18 protein-coding genes are annotated in these 18,591 nt (G+C 61.1%); 9 read left to right on the forward strand and 9 right to left on the reverse strand.

Going from position 1 to position 18,591, the window contains the following annotated elements; genetic code table 11:
- Window positions 1–43: 43 nt before the first annotated feature.
- The gene (locus FHW37_RS09805; RefSeq protein ID WP_145635485.1) at window positions 44–1,024 is read left to right on the forward strand and encodes a VOC family protein; all 981 of its coding nucleotides are present in this window, start codon (window positions 44–46) and stop codon (window positions 1,022–1,024) included.
- A 234-nt stretch (window positions 1,025–1,258) separates the two neighbouring features.
- On the opposite strand, the gene FHW37_RS09810 is transcribed toward FHW37_RS09805, so the two are convergent.
- The 4 genes from FHW37_RS09810 to FHW37_RS09825 form a co-directional block, all read right to left on the reverse strand.
- The gene (locus tag FHW37_RS09810; protein WP_145635487.1) at window positions 1,259–4,723 is read right to left on the reverse strand and encodes a chromosome segregation SMC family protein; all 3,465 of its coding nucleotides are present in this window, start codon (window positions 4,721–4,723) and stop codon (window positions 1,259–1,261) included.
- Between the two features lie 84 nt (window positions 4,724–4,807).
- Window positions 4,808–5,512: a DsbA family protein gene (locus FHW37_RS09815; protein ID WP_145635489.1), complete on the reverse strand. Its 705-nt coding sequence runs from the start codon at window positions 5,510–5,512 to the stop codon at window positions 4,808–4,810.
- A 152-nt stretch (window positions 5,513–5,664) separates the two neighbouring features.
- Window positions 5,665–6,183, reverse strand: coding sequence for a DUF721 domain-containing protein (locus tag FHW37_RS09820; RefSeq protein WP_145635491.1), 519 nt, complete (start codon window positions 6,181–6,183; stop codon window positions 5,665–5,667).
- Window positions 6,184–6,222: 39 nt separating this feature from the next.
- Entirely contained in the window at window positions 6,223–6,687 is a 465-nt protein-coding gene (locus tag FHW37_RS09825) for a hypothetical protein (protein ID WP_145635493.1), read from the reverse strand.
- Between the two features lie 110 nt (window positions 6,688–6,797).
- On the opposite strand from FHW37_RS09825, the gene mutY reads away from it, so the two are divergent.
- Genes mutY through FHW37_RS09840 form a run of 3 tightly spaced genes read left to right on the forward strand, consistent with a single transcriptional unit; the run spans window position 6,798 to window position 8,896 of the window.
- Window positions 6,798–7,901: an A/G-specific adenine glycosylase gene (gene mutY, locus FHW37_RS09830; protein WP_145636057.1), complete on the forward strand. Its 1,104-nt coding sequence runs from the start codon at window positions 6,798–6,800 to the stop codon at window positions 7,899–7,901.
- 15 nt (window positions 7,902–7,916) lie between these two features.
- Window positions 7,917–8,531: an HAD family hydrolase gene (locus FHW37_RS09835; RefSeq protein WP_145635496.1), complete on the forward strand. Its 615-nt coding sequence runs from the start codon at window positions 7,917–7,919 to the stop codon at window positions 8,529–8,531.
- Entirely contained in the window at window positions 8,531–8,896 is a 366-nt protein-coding gene (locus FHW37_RS09840; RefSeq protein ID WP_145635497.1) for a nuclear transport factor 2 family protein, read from the forward strand. The genes FHW37_RS09835 and FHW37_RS09840 overlap by 1 nt, the downstream gene beginning before the upstream one ends.
- A gap of 119 nt (window positions 8,897–9,015) precedes the next feature.
- On the opposite strand, the gene FHW37_RS09845 is transcribed toward FHW37_RS09840, so the two are convergent.
- A complete protein-coding gene (locus FHW37_RS09845; RefSeq protein ID WP_145635499.1) occupies window positions 9,016–10,146 on the reverse strand; it encodes a site-specific DNA-methyltransferase in 1,131 nt (376 codons plus the stop codon).
- Between the two features lie 158 nt (window positions 10,147–10,304).
- Between FHW37_RS09845 and FHW37_RS09850 the strand changes: the two genes are divergently transcribed.
- Window positions 10,305–10,601, forward strand: coding sequence for a nucleotidyltransferase family protein (locus FHW37_RS09850; protein ID WP_145635501.1), 297 nt, complete (start codon window positions 10,305–10,307; stop codon window positions 10,599–10,601).
- A gap of 82 nt (window positions 10,602–10,683) precedes the next feature.
- Window positions 10,684–12,360, forward strand: a complete 1,677-nt coding sequence (locus FHW37_RS09855; protein WP_186458203.1) for a vWA domain-containing protein — start codon at window positions 10,684–10,686, stop codon at window positions 12,358–12,360.
- An 18-nt stretch (window positions 12,361–12,378) separates the two neighbouring features.
- On the opposite strand, the gene FHW37_RS09860 is transcribed toward FHW37_RS09855, so the two are convergent.
- A complete protein-coding gene (locus tag FHW37_RS09860; RefSeq protein ID WP_145635505.1) occupies window positions 12,379–13,299 on the reverse strand; it encodes an alpha/beta hydrolase family esterase in 921 nt (306 codons plus the stop codon).
- A 161-nt stretch (window positions 13,300–13,460) separates the two neighbouring features.
- On the opposite strand from FHW37_RS09860, the gene FHW37_RS09865 reads away from it, so the two are divergent.
- Window positions 13,461–15,101, forward strand: a complete 1,641-nt coding sequence (locus tag FHW37_RS09865) for a Na+/H+ antiporter (protein WP_145635508.1) — start codon at window positions 13,461–13,463, stop codon at window positions 15,099–15,101.
- A 25-nt stretch (window positions 15,102–15,126) separates the two neighbouring features.
- Here FHW37_RS09865 and FHW37_RS09870 read toward each other — a convergent pair whose 3' ends face one another.
- Complete coding sequence (locus FHW37_RS09870; protein ID WP_145635510.1) at window positions 15,127–15,474, reverse strand: antibiotic biosynthesis monooxygenase family protein; 348 nt, start codon at window positions 15,472–15,474, stop codon at window positions 15,127–15,129.
- A complete protein-coding gene (locus FHW37_RS09875) occupies window positions 15,471–15,800 on the reverse strand; it encodes an NIPSNAP family protein (protein ID WP_145635512.1) in 330 nt (109 codons plus the stop codon). Before FHW37_RS09875 ends, FHW37_RS09870 begins: the two co-directional genes overlap by 4 nt.
- Before the next feature lie 113 nt (window positions 15,801–15,913).
- Between FHW37_RS09875 and FHW37_RS09880 the strand changes: the two genes are divergently transcribed.
- Both FHW37_RS09880 and FHW37_RS09885 read left to right on the forward strand, forming a co-directional pair.
- Window positions 15,914–16,597 carry an ArsR/SmtB family transcription factor gene (locus FHW37_RS09880; RefSeq protein WP_145635514.1) on the forward strand — a complete coding sequence of 228 codons (684 nt, stop codon included), beginning with the start codon at window positions 15,914–15,916 and terminating at the stop codon, window positions 16,595–16,597.
- A gap of 74 nt (window positions 16,598–16,671) precedes the next feature.
- Entirely contained in the window at window positions 16,672–17,361 is a 690-nt protein-coding gene (locus FHW37_RS09885) for an HAD family hydrolase (RefSeq protein WP_145635516.1), read from the forward strand.
- Between the two features lie 126 nt (window positions 17,362–17,487).
- Here the strand turns inward: FHW37_RS09885 and FHW37_RS09890 are convergent, their stop codons facing one another.
- The gene (locus FHW37_RS09890; protein WP_145635518.1) at window positions 17,488–18,516 is read right to left on the reverse strand and encodes a calcium-binding protein; all 1,029 of its coding nucleotides are present in this window, start codon (window positions 18,514–18,516) and stop codon (window positions 17,488–17,490) included.
- Between the last annotated feature and the right edge of the window lie 75 nt (window positions 18,517–18,591).

Here is an 18,591-nt window from a genome sequence, read left to right on the forward strand (position 1 = left end):
TGGCCGCAGGTTATAAAGCCCCGGGTTTTTTCCGGGGAAGAAGATGACGATCACGAGACGACGGGCGCTGAAGCTGGCGGGTATCACATCCATGGCGGCAGCGCTGCAAGGCGCCTTGAGCGCGGAAGGAATGGCGGCGGTGCGAGCAGCAGAACCTGCATTGCCTTTTGCCGTGACGACGCCGATGCATGTCGGCCAGGCGGCACTTCGGGTGCGCGACCTGAATGCCATGGTCGGCTATTACAGCGACATGCTGGGGCTGGAGGAAATTTCCCGGTCCGGCGATAATGGCGGCACGGTCGTGCTGGGTGCCGGTGGTGCGGCACTGCTGCATCTCGTGCACATGCCGGATGCGCCATTCGAGACCCCGACTTCGGCCGGGCTTTTCCACATTGCCTATCTGATGCCGGACCGGCAGGATCTGGCCCGCTGGCTGGTTCATGTCGCGCGCCGGCGTTTCCCAGTCACCGGGTTTGCCGATCACAGCGTCAGCGAGGCGATCTACCTGACCGATCCGGAGGGAAACGGCGTCGAAGTCTATTGGGATCGGCCGCGCGACCTGTGGAAATGGGATGGCGATGTCGTCACCATGGGCACCAACCCGCTCGATGTGGACGATATCGTCGCAAAGACCGATATCAGCAAGGATGACTACAGCAAGGCTCCGGCCAATCTGCGCATCGGCCATATCCATCTGCGGGTCGGAGACGTTGCCAAGGCGACCGGCTTTTATGGCGACCTGATCGGGCTTTCATCGACCTGCGGCAAACGCGCGGATGCCGGGTTCTTTTCCTCCGGCCGGTACCACCACCATGTCGCCTTCAACATCTGGAACAGCGCCGGCGCCGGTCCGCGGGATGCGAAATCGACCGGGCTGGAATGGTTCTCGCTGGAACTGTCGAACGGGGCCGACCTTGCGCAGCTGAAGGAAAAGCTGAAACAGACCCCGTCCACTGCAATCGCGGACGGGGATATCGGCATCGTCGATCCGTGGGGAACGCAGGTCAGGCTTGTTGGGGTTTGACGAATAAAGCTTTGCGGGGCCGGATCACTGGCGGCCCCGCAAAGCCTTCCGCTCGGGACAGGAAACCCGTGCGGGGGGTTCGAAATTCGTCGTCGGCATCTGCCGATACAGCATGCGGCACCAAGGCACCACACTCCTATCGGAGCCGATTGTCTATATGTAACTTGTCATACACATCACCCAAATGGGTGATTTGACGTAGGTCATCGATCAATTTGCCGATATTTCTGGATCTCAGCTTGCTTCGCGGAGCAATTCGGCGGTCTGCAGGTCCACAGATACCAGTTGGGAGACCCCCTGCTCGGCCATGGTGACGCCAAACAGGCGGTTCATGCGGGCCATGGTAATCGGATTGTGGGTGATGATGACAAAACGGGTTTCCGTCGATGCCGCCATCTCGTCCATCAGGTTGCAGTAACGCTCGACATTATGGTCGTCGAGCGGCGCATCCACTTCGTCCAGCACGCAGATCGGCGCCGGATTGGTGAGGAAGACGGCGAAGATCAGCGCCATGGCCGTCAGCGCCTGTTCGCCGCCGGAAAGAAGTGTCATCGTCTGCGGCTTCTTGCCCGGCGGGCGGGCGAGAATTTCAAGGCCCGCTTCGAGCGGGTCATCGGATTCGATCAGCTGCAATTCCGCTGTGCCACCGCCGAACAGGTGGGTGAAGAGACGCTGGAATTCGGTATTGACCACATCGAAGGCGGCCAGCAGCCGTTCGCGGCCTTCACGGTTGAGGCTCTGGATCGCGCCGCGCAGTTTGCGGATGGCGTCGATAATGTCGTCACGCTCGCGCACCAGCGCGGTCAAACGGTCGGAAAGCTCCTTCTGCTCCTCGTCGGCGCGCAGGTTGACGGCGCCGAGCCGCTCGCGCTCCATTTTCAGCCGGTCAACCTCGCGCTCGATCTCACGCATGTCGGGAATGGTGGCGCCGGGGGCGAGGCCGGTCAGGCGGAAAACCTCGTGCGGCGCCATGCCGAGCGTTTCACGGATGCGGATCTCGCTTTCGTGGCGCTTTTCGGCGGCGGAAACGAGGCGTTCCTCGGCACGGCCACGCTTTTCACGCACATCAGCGAGTTCGGAAAGCGCCGTTGCGGCAATCCGGTCGGCATCGCGCTGACGGGTTTCGGCTTCGGCAAGGCGATCGCCGGCGGCACGGCGGGCTTCCTCGGCCTTTTGCAGCTCGTTCATCAGGGCGCGGCGCTTGTCGTCGAATTCTTCCGGGGCGGCTTCGAGATCGGCGATCTCTTCGCGCGCCTCTTCCTCGCGTTCGCGCAGGCTGCCGATATGATCGGCGGCGCTGGCGGCACGGGCGCTCCAGGAGGCGCGCTCCTGAGCAATGGCAGAGAGCCGGCGCTGGCGGGCGTCGATCTCGCGGCTCTGGCCTTCGTAATTCGCGCGTGCTTCGGCAAGCCGGCTGCGATCGGTCGCGACGGCAAGCTGCTGCTGGGCCAGACGCTCGTCGATGCGGGCGAGATCCGGCGCATCCTCAAGCTCGGCGCGGGCCGTTTCGGACTGGATGCCGAGATCATCTATCTGGCCATTCAGCTGGCTGATCGCCTCGGAGACGACATCGCGGCGACGCATCAGCTCGCCGGCAGCGCGTTCGGCGACAGCGAGCGCTTCGCGGGCTTCGGACAGACCACGGGCGGCAAGACGGCTGCGGTCACGGGCGTCGGAAAGCTGGCGTTCCTGAACCGAAACTGCGCCGCTGGCGTCAGACAAGGCCGATTCGGCTTCGGACAGCGCGATGCGGGCATCGTCGAGTTCGGCTTCGAGTTCCGACAGGCGGTTCTTTTGCGACAGGCGCATGGCGGCAGCACCGGGCGCTTCCGAGCCGGTAATATGGCCATCCCAGCGATAGACGGCGCCTTCCTTCGTCACCAGTCGCTGGCCGGGGCGCAGGAGCGGCATCAGGCGATGCGCGTCACTCGCAGAAATAACACCGATCTGGCCGAGACGACGGGACAGTTCCGGCGGGGCCGTGACATGCGACGAAAGCGGCTGCGCGCCCTGCGGCAGGCCGGGATCGCCCGAGCCGTCGCCATTGACGGACCAATGGGCGGGTGCAGCCGGATCGACCGGGGTTTCGAGATCATCGCCGAGTGCTGCACCGAAGGCCGCCTCGAAACCGCGATCGACACGCACCAGCTCGGCTACGGGCACGAAACCACCCGAAGCCGCGGCACCAGCGGCCAGCATTTTCGTGATCGTGCGGGCTTCGGTTTCGAGCGCGTTCAGATCGGAGCGAGCCGCTTCGACGGGACCACGGGCGGCGAGTTCTGCGGCGCGCGCTTCGGCAAGCTGCGCCTCGGCATCCTCGGCTGCGATCGCGGCATCCTCGACGGCGATCTCGGCGGCTTCCACCGCCTCGCGCCGCTCCATCGGATCATCGAGATCGGCCAGGCGTTCGGACAGGGTTTCGAGTTCGCCTTTGGCATCGGACAGCTGACGATCGAGACGCTGGCGACGTTCTTCGAGATCGCGGATCAGGCGCTCCAGCTGATTGCGGCCGGCCGCTGCCTCGGCGCGCTCGGCGGTCAAGGCGGAAAAGGTCTTTTCGCTTTCAGCAAGCGCTGATGCGGCAGCCTCGAATGCCTCGCGAAGTTCTTCCGCTTCGGCGCCGGAATCGGCGAGCATGTCGTTCAGCTCGGCCTCTTCCTGATCGAGCTTTTCGAGGAAGGAGGCGTTGTCAGCGGCAAGCTGTTCTTCGCGGCGGATATCCTCGTCCAGCTGGGCGAGACGACGGGTGAGTTCGTCACGGCGCTTGAGGAGACGGCCCGCCTCCTCTTCCAGCTGGCCGCGGGCGATCTGGATGCGCTGCAGGGCGGCACCGGCCTTGGCTTCCTCCTCGCGCAGTTCCGGCAGTTTCAGGCTGGCAATACCCTGGTTCTTTGCCGCCTCCATCTGGCTCTGCGCCTTTTCGGCGACGATGACGGTGGCCTGATTGAGGGCGCTGTCCGCCTCCGCTTCGGCCTCCTTGGCCTGCGACCAGCGGATATGCAGGAGCATGGCCTCGCGGGCGCGGATATCGGCCGAGAGCATCTTGAAGCGGTTGGCCTGACGGGCCTGACGTTTCAGGCTTTCGATCTGGCTTTCCAACTGGGCAACGACATCGCCCAATCTTTCCAGATTGGTTTCGGCGGCGCGTAGGCGAAGCTCGGCCTCGTGGCGGCGGGAATGAAGACCGGAAATGCCGGCCGCCTCTTCGAGCAGCTGGCGGCGAGCCTGCGGCTTGGCGTTGATCAGTTCACCGATACGCCCCTGCCCCACCATGGAGGGCGAACGGGCGCCGGTCGAGGCATCGGCGAACAGGAGCTGCACGTCTTTCGCGCGCGCTTCCTTGCCGTTGATGCGGTAGACGGAGCCGTTTTCGCGCTCGATGCGGCGGGTGACCTGGATCTCGTCGCTATCGTTGAAGGCGGCGGGCGCGGTGCGGTCGAAATTGTCGAGATAGAGGCCGACTTCGGCCGTGTTGCGGGCCGGGCGATTGCCGGAGCCGGAAAAGATCACGTCGTCCATGCCGGACGCGCGCATGTTCTTGTAGGAGTTTTCGCCCATCACCCAGCGCAGGGCTTCGACAAGGTTGGACTTGCCACAGCCATTCGGGCCGACCACACCGGTCAGGCCGCGCTCGATGATGAATTCCGTCGGTTCGACGAAGGATTTGAAACCGACGAGGCGAAGGCGGTTGAACTTCATGGGGCGCACGCGAGGGCGGCATGCCCCCCTCGCTCAAGCCAGGCCGCACCCGTCCCGCAACGCGCGACGGGTGGTCGTGCGAGCTTACGAAAGGCTGTCGATAAGCTTCGACATGGATTCAACCGACATGTCCCCGGAATATTTCTTGCCGTTGATGAGGAAGGTGGGCGTGGAATTGACGCCGAACTCGTCCGCCGCCCTCTTCACGACTGCATTTACATCATCGAGAAGCTTCTGGTTCGTCAAGCATTTCTCGAAAGTCTCCTGTGAGTAACCTGCGAGCTTGACGGTTTGCATGAGAGCGCCGCGGACATTGCCATCCTGCGGGGCCGCCCAGGCGCGCTGCTGCTTGAAGAGCATCGAGACCATCGGGAAATACTGATCAGCGGTCGAGAGCTTCGACGGATCCTGCGGATTGGTGCGGGCCAGCATGAAGGCAGCGGTCGCGACCGGATCGAAGGGGAATTCGCGGATGATGAAGCGGACCTTGCCCGTATCGACGTATTTCGTCTTGATCTCGTCGAAGGTCGTGTTGTGGAAATGGGCGCAATGCGGGCAGGTCATCGACATGTATTCGACGATCGTGACCTTGGCCTTTTCATCGCCAAGTGCCATTTCCGGCAGCGAACCGGGCTTCAGCACGGCGGCCATATCGACATCGCCCTGCGAGGTCGGGATTTCCTGCGCAAAAGCTTCCGTGATACCGAGCGGCATGGTCAGGCAGAGCGCTGCGACGGCAGCTCCGCCAAGAAGCGCGCGTCTGGTCGTGGTGATATCGGTAAACTGCATAAAACACCCGTGTGCGAGAGATCTTTTCCGTTGCCATTCCGTATCGCGGCACCCAAGGCCCGACAAGCGGCGGATAAGCAAATTCCTTCAAACAATTGTGACAAATCGGAGGTGAAACAGAGTGTTTCTCGCCCGGCAATGATCTGTCGCTTCTATCTGGCCCGCTTCTTCTGCAGGACGGCCGTGCCTAACCTTTCGACCGCCCGGCGCAAGGCATCGCTTTCGATGCCCTCCATCATGCCCTCCAGCCGCCGCGCCGCTTCGCCCCTCAGAGGCGGCGGCTTGCGCGGATGCTTGAAGGTTGCCGAGACCGGTTTCTGGACGATGCGGATCTGGCGCACCGCCGGAAAACCGAAAAAGCCGTTGATGCGGCCGATCAGCTCGCCCTGCGCATGGGTCAGGAACAACGCCCGCGCCCCTTCACAGGCGATCGTCAGCACGCCCGGCTGATGGCCGCCTTCGCTGTAACCGTCATTACGCGCCCAAGCGATCTTTTCTGGCCGCGTGCAATCGGCAAATTCTTCGCCCGCGATCTCGTCCCAGGAGCCGAGCAGGGCCGTGGAAATGCCGGCGCGGCGCGCGAGCACCGGATCGACAATGCCGTTGGCCAGCTCGGCGATCTGCAGGGCGCCCTTGCGACGAAACGGAGTTTTAGTGTCCTTGGCGTTCATGGTCGATTTCTAATCATCATGGATCAGGCGATTTCAAGGTCAGCGGATGCCGTACCAGTGTTTGGTGCCGGTGATCGCAAAATTCCGGCTGAACATGACACATAATAACATGGAAAGCAGAGCAATCCCATAAAGGACGAGCGGGCGAGCCGCGCCCGGTGGCGAAAAGATCATGGCCAATGCCAACCATAGAAAGCACCCGAAGAACACGATGGCCAATGTAAACAGACCGGATGCCCGCAAGGCATTACCGAGGCTCACCGGCCGTAATGACCGCCGCGACAGTTCCGGCCAATCCAGCGCGGCATGCAGCGCCAGCATGATATCGTCGTGCAGATTGTCCCTGTAGAGTGTCCAGAGGATGACAGCCATGCGAAAGATCTGCCTGGCGGCTATCGAGATCAGCGCAAGCCCCGTGACCAGCGCGGCCAGAAACATCAGCGGCAAGGCGAGATATTGCGGGAATTCCGGTTTTTCCAAAAGGACGGCGATGATCTTATCCAAGGCATGACCTCCAGCCTTAGCAGCACAAGTGCTTCGTTTGTCCGCCCATCCCCAGGTTCCGCAGGATACAGGAGTTGGCGGCGATTAACGATGCTACTATTTTGTCACCGATGACCCTTTCCCTCGCCCTCACCTCCGATCCTGGCGCCACGCACGCCGAAAAACTGCTCGCCTGGTACGACCGGCATCACCGGGAACTGCCCTGGCGGACAAGCCCTGCTGCGGCCAAGGCCGGAAAGCGGGCCGATCCGTACCATGTCTGGCTGTCGGAAGTGATGTTGCAACAGACGACGGTGCAGGCGGTCAAACCCTATTTCGAAAAGTTTCTGGCCCGCTGGCCGAAGGTGACGGATCTGGCCGCCGCGCCGAGCGAGGATGTGATGGCCGCCTGGGCGGGGCTCGGTTATTATGCCCGTGCCCGAAACCTGAAGAAATGCGCCGAAGCCGTGGCTTCAGAGCATGGCGGCATTTTCCCGGATACGGAAGAAGGCCTGCGCGCCCTGCCCGGTATCGGCGATTATACGTCTGCTGCGGTCGCTGCGATCGCCTTCAACAGGCCATCCGCCGTGATGGACGGCAATGTCGAGCGGGTCATTTCCCGTCTGTTTGCAATCGACGCTCCCCTGCCCGGCTCGAAACCAGTGATGAAGGCCAAGGTGGCCGCGCTGACGCCGACCGATCGGCCGGGCGATTTTGCCCAGGCTATGATGGATCTCGGGGCGACGATCTGCACGCCAAAACGGCCCGCCTGCGCGCTCTGTCCCTTCCGCGACGACTGTCTGGCGCTTTCCGAACACGATCCGGAACGGTTTCCGGTGAAGGCGGCGAAGAAGGCGAAACCGGTGCGTTATGGTGCTGCCTTTGTGGCGGTGACGGATGACGGCGAGATCCTGCTACGCCGGCGCATCGAAAGCGGGCTGCTCGGCGGCATGACGGAAGTGCCGACGACCGACTGGACCGCACGGATGGATGGCGGCACGACGCCGGATCACGCACCCTTTGCCGGCGACTGGCAGCCGAGCGGCACGATCGTGCATGTCTTCACCCATTTCGAACTGCGGCTTTCGGTTTTCCGCATTCGCACGGTCGCCCAGGCGATAAACGGTGGATGGTGGGAGCCGGTCACCAATCTCGAGGCACAGGCCTTGCCGACTGTCATGAAAAAAGCGATCACGGCAGCTATACCCCTCGCCTTTACGAAATCCTTGAACTGACAGCAGGACATATTCATGGCGGCCAAGATCGACCACATCGTCTTCGACATCGGCAAAGTGCTGATCCATTACGATCCCAACCTTCCCTTCAGCCGCATCATTCCCGATGAAGAAGAACGCAAATGGTTCTTCCAGAATGTCTGCACCCATGAATGGAATCTGGAACAGGATCGCGGCCGGACCTGGGAAGAAGCCGAGGCGCTGGCGATCGCCGAACACCCCGAGCAGGCCGAGAACATTCGCGCCTTCCGTAAATACTGGCACGAGATGGTACCGCATGCCTATGACGAGTCCGTCGCCATCATGGAACAGCTGATCGACAGCGGCCGCGACGTGACGATGCTGACCAATTTCGCCGCCGACACATTCGTCGATGCGCGCAAGATTTTTCCGTTCCTGAACAGGCCGCGCGGCGTCACCGTTTCGGGCGAGATCGGCCTGATCAAGCCGGATGTGGCAATCTATGAAAAGCACGCGCGCGATTTCGGCCTCAACCCGGAAGCGTCGATCTTCATCGACGACACGCTCGTCAATGTCGAAGGCGCAAAGGCGGCAGGCTGGCAGGCGGTGCATTTCACCGATCCCGCCAAGCTGCGCGCGGATCTGATCGCGCATGGAGTCGAACTCTGATGAAGGTCGATCCGGTCGAGCTTGCCTGGCAGTTCCACGAGGCGATCAACGCGATCGATTTTGCGGCGATCGAGGAATTCTTCGCCGAGGACGCCACCTATGTCTCGAACGGGGTCGGCGATCTGAAGGGCCGCGCGGAAATCATGGCGGCGATCCGGGGCTATTTTGCCGACTATCCGGATCAGGAAGCGGATGACGAGCTGATCGAGCTCGTTTCGCCGATGGCGGCACGCGCCGTCTGGTCGCTGACCGCGACCCATAGCGGAACCGGCAAGCCGCTGGAGCGCCGCGGCGAAGAAACGATCACCTTCAACGAAGAAGGCCGTGTCGTCAGGGTCGAGGTGACGGATTATCAGGCGTTCTGAAACGGAACGCAAAAAACTATGACGCCCGGGGTCAGCCTCCCCGGGCGTCAATTATCCTCTTCCGGGACTAGAGGTACAAAACCGGAAGAGGAATGCTGGATCTGGCGGCGGCTGGTGGCTCAGCCGATTTTCGCCAGATCGTTTCGAATGATGGCGCGCAGGTCGTCGATCGGCTTCAGCGACGTGCCGTCGTTGAAATGCCAGAACGTCCAGCCATTGCATGCGTCGAGGCCCTGCACTTTCGCGCCGAGACGGTGGATCGAGCCCGCCTCGCCGTTTGCCGTCAGCGTGCCGTCGGCACGGATGATGGCGCTGTAACGGCCCCTTGCGTCGGTCAGGACCTGGCCGGGACGGACAAGACCGCTTTCGACCAGCGTGTTGAAGGCAACCCTCGGTTCGGCTTTCTTGCCGGTCATGACGACCAGTTCGGCCTTGCCGAGCGGTTCGACGGTGGCAATGCGCTCGGCAGCCGCATCGATATAATCCTGCTCACGTTCGATGCCGACAAAGTTGCGGCCGAGGCGTTTTGCGACGGCGCCGGTCGTGCCGGTGCCGAAGAACGGGTCGAGAATGACGTCGCCCGGCTTGGTGGAGGCCATGATGACGCGGGCCAGCAGCGATTCCGGCTTCTGGGTCGGATGCACCTTCTTGCCGTCGTCGCCCTTCAGGCGCTCACCACCCGAGCAGATCGGAAACAGCCAGTCGGAGCGCATCTGCACGTCGTCGTTGGAGGCCTTCAGCGCTTCGTAATTGAACGTGTAGCTCTTGGCCTTGGCATCCTTGCTGGCCCAGATCATCGTTTCATGGGCGTTCTGGAACCGGCGACCCTTGAAATTCGGCATCGGGTTGGTCTTGCGCCAGACGATGTCATTCAGGAGCCAGAAATTCAGATCCTGCATCATCGCGCCGACGCGGAAGATATTGTGGTAGGAGCCGATGACCCAGATCGTGCCATTCGGCTTCAGCACGCGGCGGCAGGCGAGCAGCCAGGCACGGGTGAAGGCGTCATAGGCTTCGAAAGAGGCGAACTGATCCCATTCATTGTCGACGGCATCGACAAGGCTCTGATCAGGACGGTGAAGCGTGCCGCCGAGCTGGAGATTGTAGGGTGGGTCGGCGAAGATCGCATCGACCGATTTGTCCGGAAGCGCCTCGAGTGCCGCGACGCAATCACCCTTGATGATCGAATTGAGCCAGGTGGTAGGGCGGACCTGTTGCTTCAGGTCGGCCAACGCAAGAACTGCGGCCATTTGGGACACTCGCTACGCTGTACTAGAACGAATTTACTGACTGTTATGGTTACCCATTTTGGTTACCAAAACCTGAAGCGGCGGCAGGTTTTTCAAAAAAGTTCCAAGAGGCAGCGTGAACGTGGAAAAGCGGCCGGGAATGCTGTAAAATTGGGCTCATGAAGAGAAGCGAGGCGATCGAGAAACTGTTGCAGCAGGCCGATGCGATCCGCGCACTCGGCGCAACCTCGCTTTACCTTTTTGGTTCCGTCGCTCGCGATGAAGCTGGGCCACAAAGCGATCTCGATCTGTTTATCGAATATGATCCGGACAAGAAGTTTTCGCTTATCGATCTGGTCGGCATCAAGCTGTTCCTCGAAGACGAGCTCGGCGGAGAAGTCGATGTCACGACACGGAAAAGCCTGCATCCGCGGCTGAAAGACAGGATCGAAAACTCGGCGATCCGTGTATTCTGATCATCTAAAATTATAGCGCAATTTCTATTGCAGCCAGGCCCTCCCCATGAGAGTTTATCCCAAAGTCTTGGGGAGGACGTGCATGCGGTTTATTGCAGCCATCACTTTGCTTGCCTCGTTCTTCTTCAGCTTTACTGCGCAGGCCGCAGATCAGTCGATCATCGTGCTCGACGCATCGGGATCGATGTGGGGGCAGATCGGTGGCAAGGCGAAGATCGATATTGCCCGCGAGACGCTTGGCACCGTGCTCAAATCCGTGCCTTTGGACAGCGCCGTCGGCCTGATGGTCTATGGCCATCGCGACAAGGGGTCCTGCGCCGATATCGAGCTGGCCATCTCGCCCGCGACCGGCACCGCCGACAAGATCCGCGCCTTCGTCAAAGGCATCGTGCCGAAGGGCAAAACGCCGCTGTCCGAAGCGGTGAAGGAAGCCGCCGAAGCGTTGAAATATACCGAGGAGAAGGCGACCGTCATTCTGGTGACGGACGGGCTCGAAACCTGCGAGGCCGATCCTTGTGCGCTCGGCACGGAGCTTAAGAAGAACGGCGTGGATTTCACCGCGCATGTCGTCGGTTTCGGGCTGACCAAGGAGGAAGGCAGACAGGTCGCCTGCCTTGCCGAAAATACCGGCGGCAAGTATTTCCAGGCATCGGACGCAAAGCAGTTGACGGAGGCGCTGAAGCAGGCGGTCGTCGTCAAGCCGCAGCCCGCTCCTCCTCCACCTGCCCCGGCGCCGCCGCCGAAACCGGCACCGCCCGAGCCCAAGGTGGCGATGAATGTCGAGCCGGACGCGGTCCTGTCGGAAGGCGGCAAATCGCTCGGTGAAAACAGCGACGTGCAGTGGAAAATGTTTGCCGTCGATGCCAACGACAATCCGGCGACAGACGCGCTCGATACGACCTATAAGGCGCATTATGCCATCCATCTCGATCCCGGAAAGTATATCGGCGAAGCGACGCTGCACGGCGTCATCGTCCGGCGCATACCTTTCGAGGTAACGGACAAGGCGGTGGCAAAGCCGCTCGTCAATTTCGATGCGGCGCAGCTGACGCTGGTGCCGCGGCGTATGCCGGGCGGCGATCCGGACAGCAATGCGGTGCTGGAACTGCAGTTCGGCGATTATCAGGTGACCGAATACGGGCAGAAGACCACCTATATCACCGCGGGCGAGGCGAAGATCAAGGCGACGCTCGGGGCAAGCAGCGTCGAGGAAGTGCTGACCGTCAAGGCGGGCGATATCCTCACCAAGGACATCATCATCGCGTCGGGCATTGTCACCACCAAAGCGGTCTATGCCGAGGGTGGGCCGGATGTGGATTCGCGCGACATCTATTTCGAGATCGTGCCGAAGACGAAAGCCATAGACGGCAGCCGCAAGACGATCGCCTATAATTACGGGACCGACGTAAAACTCGACACGCCGGCCGGCGAGTTCGTGCTGGTTGCCACCCTCGGCAAGGCGATCGGCGAGACACCGTTTGCGATCGGCGCCGGAGAGGCGAAACCCGTTATCGTCAACATCAATGGTGGCGTGGTCGCGATCACCGCGGCCGGCGCTGACCGGATCGTCGTCCTTTCCGCCAAGAAGGATATTCAGGGCAAACAGAAGGAAATCACCTCCACCTATGGCCCCGAATGGCAGGACACGATACCGCCCGGCGACTATATCGTGCGGGCGACCTTTGCCGGTGACGTGGCGCCGAAAGAGAAGCCGGTCAGCGTGAAGGCGGGAGAGCGCAGCGAAATCAGCCTGGATTGATCGAACAGAGCTGCCGGATCAATCGAGCCGGTAGCGCTTGAAAAAGCTCCAGACCTCGGTCGCCGTCTCGATATCGTTGCTGCAGCCGCCGAAACGCGGGCCGTCGACCGGATCGCCATTGCCGGCGACAGCCAGATGCGGCCAGCAATGGCCGCCGTTTTCGATGCGATAAAGTTCAACGCCGGTATTGGCGCGACATCCGGACCACTGGACCAGGCTGGCGCGGGTCAGGTCATGAGGGTTGAGATGCGGCAGCGGTTTTGAATTTTCGCCGGTGCATCCATCGATCCGGCGCCAGTATTCGGTTGTTTCCGGCACCGAAAGCAGCCGTCCGAAGGAGCGGATATAACCGTCGTAAAGCTGCACCTCGTCGCCCGTGCCGTTGATCATCATGACCGGCATGGGGTGGCCCGTCTTACAATCGCTGACCTGCGCTTCGTTGATTGCGCTCGCGACCGGCGCAATGGCGGCGATCCTATCGGGCAGCGCGCAAGCGAGCGTGTAGCTCATCAGCGCTCCGAACGAGAAACCCGTGGCATAGATCCTTTCCCGATCCACAATTCCGCGTGTCACCAGATCGTCAATCATGGTGCGAAAGAAACCGATGTCATCGACCGGCTCGCCATTGATGGCAGGTCGTTTGGATTTGATGTTCCAGGCGCCATCGATCGCCTCGGGATAGAGGGTGATGAAATTTTCGCGGTCGGCGACGGCGTCGAAGCCGCTGTTTTTCTGAAAGTTCACGGCTTTGTCATCGGAGCCGTACATGACGATGGCAAGCGGAGCGGCATGCCCGGCCGCGCCTTCGGGGATGTGTAAAATCGCCGTACGATCGATCCCCTGCCATCTGTAGGTCAGCGTTTCGTCGGCACGAGACGCCGTAAACCCAAGGGAAACAAGGAGGAAAGCAAGGGACAGGCGTAGAAAGGCGCAGTACATCGGGTGACCACCGCTATCCAGTGAAATTCAGGGATACAAGATAGGAGGATCCGCACCTTCGGCAATGCTCGAAAGCCATCGCGACACCTGCGCCCCTTGCCTCATTGCTACCCCTTTCCTATTCAGAACCTTGAGACGACATAAAAAGGAGACGTGCAGGCATGGAAAGCATCACCATCGGACTGGTCCTGCTGCTTGCCGTCGTCCTCAGTGGAACAGTCGCCCGTTTCTCTCCGCTTCCCATTCCACTGCCGCTGATCCAGATCGCGCTCGGCGCGGCGATTGCGGGTGTTACCGGCGGCGGCGTCAAGCTCGAGCCGGATATCTTCTTCCTGCTTTTCCTGCCGCCGCTGCTGTTTCTCGATGGCTGGCGTATTCCCAAGGAAGGCCTGCTGCGCGACAAGGGCGTGATCCTCGAACTGGCGCTTGGGCTGGTGGTCTTCACGGTTCTCGGCGTCGGGCTTCTCATCCACTGGCTGATCCCGGCCATGCCGCTTGCGGTCGCCTTCGCGCTTGCCGCGATCGTTTCGCCGACCGATCCGATCGCCGTTTCGGCAATCTCGGCCCGCGTGCCGATCCCCAAGCGGCTGATGCATATTCTCGAAGGCGAATCGCTGCTGAATGATGCGTCCGGCCTCGTCTGCATGCGCTTTGCCGTTGCGGCAGCGCTCACCGGCACATTCTCGGTGTTCAATGCGGTCGGCACGTTTCTGTGGCTGGCACTGGGCGGGATCGCGATCGGCGTCGGCGTCATCTTCGTCGTCATGAAGGCCAAGGAACTCGTCTCGCGAAAGATCGGCGAGGAGCCGGGCGGCCAGATCCTGCTCAGCCTGCTTCTGCCCTTCGGCGCCTATCTTCTGGCCGAGCATCTGCATTGCTCGGGCATTCTCGCCGCCGTCTCGGCCGGCATCACGATGAGCTATATCGAACTGCGCGGCAAGGCGCTGGCGACGACGCGCGTCGGCCGCGGTGCGGTCTGGGATACGGTGCAGTTTGCGCTGAACGGCGCGATCTTCGTGTTGTTCGGCGAACAATTGCCAAGCATTGTTTCCGGTGCAGCAAGGATCGTCACCGAGACCGGGCATCTGCATCCGATCTGGCTGCTCGTCTATGTGATCGCCATCAATGTGGCGCTGATGGCGCTGCGTTTTTCCTGGGTCTGGATTTCGCTGCGTTTTACCCTTTTCCGCGCCGCCCGGCGCGGCGAAGAGGTTCGCCGACCGCCCTTGCGGCTTCTGGCCGCTGCCTCTCTGGCGGGCGTGCGCGGTGCCATCACGCTTGCCGGTATCTTGACCCTGCCCTTCGTGATGAATGACGGCACGACGCCGTTTCCGGCCCGCGACCTTGCCATCTTCCTTGCCGCCGGCGTGATCGTCGTCTCGCTGATCGTTGCCAGCATCGGCCTGCCTTTCTTGCTTGCCAATCTCGAACTGCCGCCGGAACTCGACCATCACCAGGAGGAAGATGCGGCACGGGTCGCAGCGGCAAAGGCCGCGATCCGCATGATCGACGGCATGTCGGATGCGATGGGCGAAGGCCGCACCGATGCCGACCGGTATTCCGAGATCGGCGCCCGGCTGATGGCCTATTATCGCCAGCGCATCGAGGGCCATTCGAAAACCGGCGAGGATGCCGAGACCGTGCGCAAGCTGGAAGAGGCGGAGCGCCGCCTACGACTGGCAGCACTGCGGGCCGAACGCGACGAATATTACCGGCTCGGCCGCAAGAACAAGATTGCGGATGATGTCGCCCGCAAGCTCGTGCGCGAGATCGATCTGCTCGAAACCCGCTTCACCATCTGACCGCCGGCGCCGGCGCCGGTGCCGATCAGGCGACATGAACCTCCCGGCTGTCCTTCGGTGCCTCGTCGCGTTCGAACATGCCGTAATCGCGCAGGACATGGCTGATGCGCAGCCGGTAATCGGCGAAAATGCCGTTGCGGCCGGCGAGCTGGGCAGCGCGATGCGCCTCGACATTGCGCCAGGCCTTGACCGCCTCCTCGTCACGCCAGAAGGAGAGCGACAGGAGTTTTCCGCGCAGGGTGAGGCTTTCGAACCGTTCGATCGAGATGAAGCCGTCGATCTTTTCCAGTTCTCCGCGCAGGTCGCCGGCGAGATCGAGATACCGGTGGCGCTCGCCCAGATAGGGCACGACTTCGAAGATGACGGCAATCATGGCAGCACCAGCGCGGCGTGGGGCAGAGACATGTTTTTCAAAAAGATGCGGTCTTCCTTCAGGATGAATTTTTCGCGCTTCGCGAACTCGTAATTTTCGCGGCCGAGCGGATCGAGGCTCAGCCTTTCACGATAGGCCTCATAGGCTGCGAGGTTTTCGATATTGTAGACCCCGTAGGCCGTCGTCGCAGAGCCCTCGTGCGGGCCAAAATAACCGATCAGGTCGGCGCCGTTGCGGGGAATGGCCTGGCCCCAGGTGTGGGCGTATTCGGCAAATATCTCCTTTTTGAACGGGTCGATCTCGTAACGGATGAAACAGGTGATCATGGCGTTTCCTTTAGCTTTCCTGACTTCGGTGAAAGCGTTTTGCCATGTTGTGCGACGGATATGCTTCGGTTACGATCGAACTATGGATGGCACAGTTTGAAGGAGTGCGGCATATGAAGGAAGGTCCGGACATTGCCCGTATCGGCACGCTGATCGGTGATCCCGCCCGCGCCAACATGCTGACCGCGCTGATGGCCGGCAAGGCGCTGACGGCGACCGAGCTGTCGCAGGCGGCGGGCGTGACGCTGCAAACGGCGAGCGCCCATCTTTCAAAACTCGAAGATGGCGGGCTGATTGCCCAGCGCAAGCAGGGGCGGCACCGCTATTTTGCGCTGGCCGACGCCTCGGCCGGCACGCTGCTCGAAAGCATTATGGGGTTTGCCGCAAGCCGCGGCCATCTGCGCCACAAGCCCGGCCCGAAGGATCCGGCCTTGCGCAAGGCGCGCGTCTGTTACGACCATCTGGCCGGCGATTACGGCGTGCGGATGCTGGACAGTTTTGTCTGCCGCGGCGCGATCGAGACGGATGGCGAGAATTTGACGATGACGCCGGCGGGCCATGAGCATGTGGCGGCGCTCGGGATCGATGTCTCGGGCCTTTCTTCCGGCCGCCGGCCCTTCTGCAAATCCTGTCTCGACTGGAGCGAGCGCCGTTCGCATCTGGCCGGCACGCTGGGCAAGGCGCTTCTGTCGCATGTCTTCGAAAAAGGCTGGGCAAGGCGCAGCGAGGACAGCCGCGTTGTCGCCTTCACGCCGGAGGGCGAACGCCGTTTTCTGGCCCTTTTTCCAGTAGACTAAGGCCACCTTGCATTGTTTCGGTCATCTCGCTCGTGTAGATGGCCCTCACCCGCAGTTATCAAGAGTGCTTTCCCATGAGCGGTTTCGACCTCATCATCTTCGATTGCGACGGCGTGCTCGTCGATTCCGAAATCATCGCGGCCCAGGTCGAATCTCGACTTCTGACGGAAGCCGGTTACCCGATCAGCGTCGAGGAAATGGGCGAACGTTTCGCCGGCCTCACCTGGAAGGACATTCTGCTTCGTGTGGAAAAGGAAGCGGATATTCCGCTCTCCGCTTCCCTGCTCGACAAGTCGGAAAAGCTGCTCGACCAGCGGCTGGAACGGGATGTGAAGATCATCGAAGGCGTCAAGTTTGCGCTGGCGCGGCTGACGACCCAACGCTGCATCTGCTCCAATTCCTCGTCCAAGCGGCTGGACATGATGCTGACCAAGGTCGGCCTGAAGCCCTTCTTCGCGCCGCATGTCTATTCGGCCAAGGATCTCGGCCCCGACCGGGTGAAGCCGAAGCCGGACATCTTTCTGCATGCCGCCGAACAGTTCGGCGTGGCGCCGGAACGCTGCCTCGTGATCGAGGATTCGACCCATGGCATCCATGGCGCCCGCGCGGCCGGCATGCGCGTCGTCGGCTTTACCGGCGCCTCGCATACCTATCCGAGCCATGCCGACAAGCTGACCGATGCCGGCGCCGAAACGGTGATCTCCCGCATGGTGGACCTGCCGGGCGTGGTGGCGGCGCTCAGCGACTGGGCCGGGGCGATCTGAGCTTTTCGAAGTCACTAGACGATTGCTAAGGGACCGCCTTGTGGGCAGTCCCCATTTGCAAAACCCCAAGAGGGATAAAGACTTCCGATGGCGGCCGTATCGAAGCCGCCAGCTTAAGAAGCCAAATCAGCTGAACAAGAAGTCGTGTTTGTCGAGTTGCGCTAACTTGACGTTCTCAAGAAGAAGCGTCCCTTCATCATAGGTGATCAGCAGGCCGCCGGCCGTATCAGCTGCATGGTCGAGCACGTCGGCAAATGACTTCAGATCAACGTCATGGAAAAGGATGACATCCTTACCGGCCTTGCCTGGCTTGAAGTCGGCAATGATGTCATTCCCGGCATCCTTTTCGAACACGAACGTGTCCGGGCTGGAGCCACCATAAAGCGTGTCGTTACCCGTGCCGCCATACAGCCGATCCTCGTAGCGGCCTCCGTAAATTGTATCGTCGCCGCTATCGCCGTAGAGCTTGTCGAGGTTGCCACCGCCATCGATGATGTCGTTTCCGGCACCGCCCCTGACGATGTCCTGGCCGCCTTTGGATGAGATGACATCGTCACCATTGCCGCCATAAATCACATCCGCACCGCGGCCACCGATGATCTTGTCATTGCCATCGCCGCCAACCAGACGATCGCCCACGCCAAAATTGCCGCGACCATAGATTCGATCATCACCGGCACCACCGTGAATGATGTCGTGGCCATCGCCGCCCACAAGACTGTCTTTGCTGGAACTTCCGAAGACGACAAAATCGTCAGGCCGCATTGCCTGATAGAGATTGTAGAAGGATCCACCCGAGGCTTCGTCGAATATCTTCTGGAGATCGGTTGATGAAACATCCAAGCCAGACATGGTCATTTCCGCCGTCTGGATGAATGTGCCATCAAGCGCGGTCGAAGTCTGCTGACCAAACGATATGCTGTCGAGCGTTCCGATGACGTCGCCGGTTGTGGAATCGACGGTCCAGCCTGTCGAGGAATGAAAAACGATCCCGCCACCATCAGCACCGATAAAGGCATATTCGGTCACACCAGCGTCGGTGGAAAATGTTCCGGCGACGTTATCGAACGAATCAAATTTGTGCGTGAGATACTGGTCAAAGTAGATGCTGATACCGTTGCTATCCGGATCGTAAGCGTTGATGTGAATTGCCAAAGCGTTTCCTCCCACTTTTACTCAAAACTATGTATAGCAGAAACGATACACATCAAGAGCAACAAGAAGACGTTG

The organism is Neorhizobium alkalisoli (assembly GCF_007829835.1).
GTDB lineage: Bacteria > Pseudomonadota > Alphaproteobacteria > Rhizobiales > Rhizobiaceae > Neorhizobium.

Excerpts from the sequence above, each read along its gene's own strand:
- FHW37_RS09820 (WP_145635491.1), bottom strand. The coding sequence starts at position 6,183 with ATGAACGCCAAGGACACTAAAACTCCGTTTCGTCGCAAGGGCGCCCTG.
- FHW37_RS09865 (WP_145635508.1), top strand. The coding sequence starts at position 13,461 with ATGGAAAGCATCACCATCGGACTGGTCCTGCTGCTTGCCGTCGTCCTC.
- FHW37_RS09835 (WP_145635496.1), top strand. The coding sequence starts at position 7,917 with ATGGCGGCCAAGATCGACCACATCGTCTTCGACATCGGCAAAGTGCTG.
- FHW37_RS09870 (WP_145635510.1), bottom strand. The coding sequence starts at position 15,474 with ATGATTGCCGTCATCTTCGAAGTCGTGCCCTATCTGGGCGAGCGCCAC.
- FHW37_RS09805 (WP_145635485.1), top strand. The coding sequence starts at position 44 with ATGACGATCACGAGACGACGGGCGCTGAAGCTGGCGGGTATCACATCC.
- FHW37_RS09880 (WP_145635514.1), top strand. The coding sequence starts at position 15,914 with ATGAAGGAAGGTCCGGACATTGCCCGTATCGGCACGCTGATCGGTGAT.
- FHW37_RS09855 (WP_186458203.1), top strand. The coding sequence starts at position 10,684 with ATGCGGTTTATTGCAGCCATCACTTTGCTTGCCTCGTTCTTCTTCAGC.
- FHW37_RS09875 (WP_145635512.1), bottom strand. The coding sequence starts at position 15,800 with ATGATCACCTGTTTCATCCGTTACGAGATCGACCCGTTCAAAAAGGAG.
- FHW37_RS09885 (WP_145635516.1), top strand. The coding sequence starts at position 16,672 with ATGAGCGGTTTCGACCTCATCATCTTCGATTGCGACGGCGTGCTCGTC.
- FHW37_RS09850 (WP_145635501.1), top strand. The coding sequence starts at position 10,305 with ATGAAGAGAAGCGAGGCGATCGAGAAACTGTTGCAGCAGGCCGATGCG.
- mutY (WP_145636057.1), top strand. The coding sequence starts at position 6,798 with ATGACCCTTTCCCTCGCCCTCACCTCCGATCCTGGCGCCACGCACGCC.
- FHW37_RS09860 (WP_145635505.1), bottom strand. The coding sequence starts at position 13,299 with ATGTACTGCGCCTTTCTACGCCTGTCCCTTGCTTTCCTCCTTGTTTCC.
- FHW37_RS09810 (WP_145635487.1), bottom strand. The coding sequence starts at position 4,723 with ATGAAGTTCAACCGCCTTCGCCTCGTCGGTTTCAAATCCTTCGTCGAA.
- FHW37_RS09815 (WP_145635489.1), bottom strand. The coding sequence starts at position 5,512 with ATGCAGTTTACCGATATCACCACGACCAGACGCGCGCTTCTTGGCGGA.
- FHW37_RS09845 (WP_145635499.1), bottom strand. The coding sequence starts at position 10,146 with ATGGCCGCAGTTCTTGCGTTGGCCGACCTGAAGCAACAGGTCCGCCCT.
- FHW37_RS09840 (WP_145635497.1), top strand. The coding sequence starts at position 8,531 with ATGAAGGTCGATCCGGTCGAGCTTGCCTGGCAGTTCCACGAGGCGATC.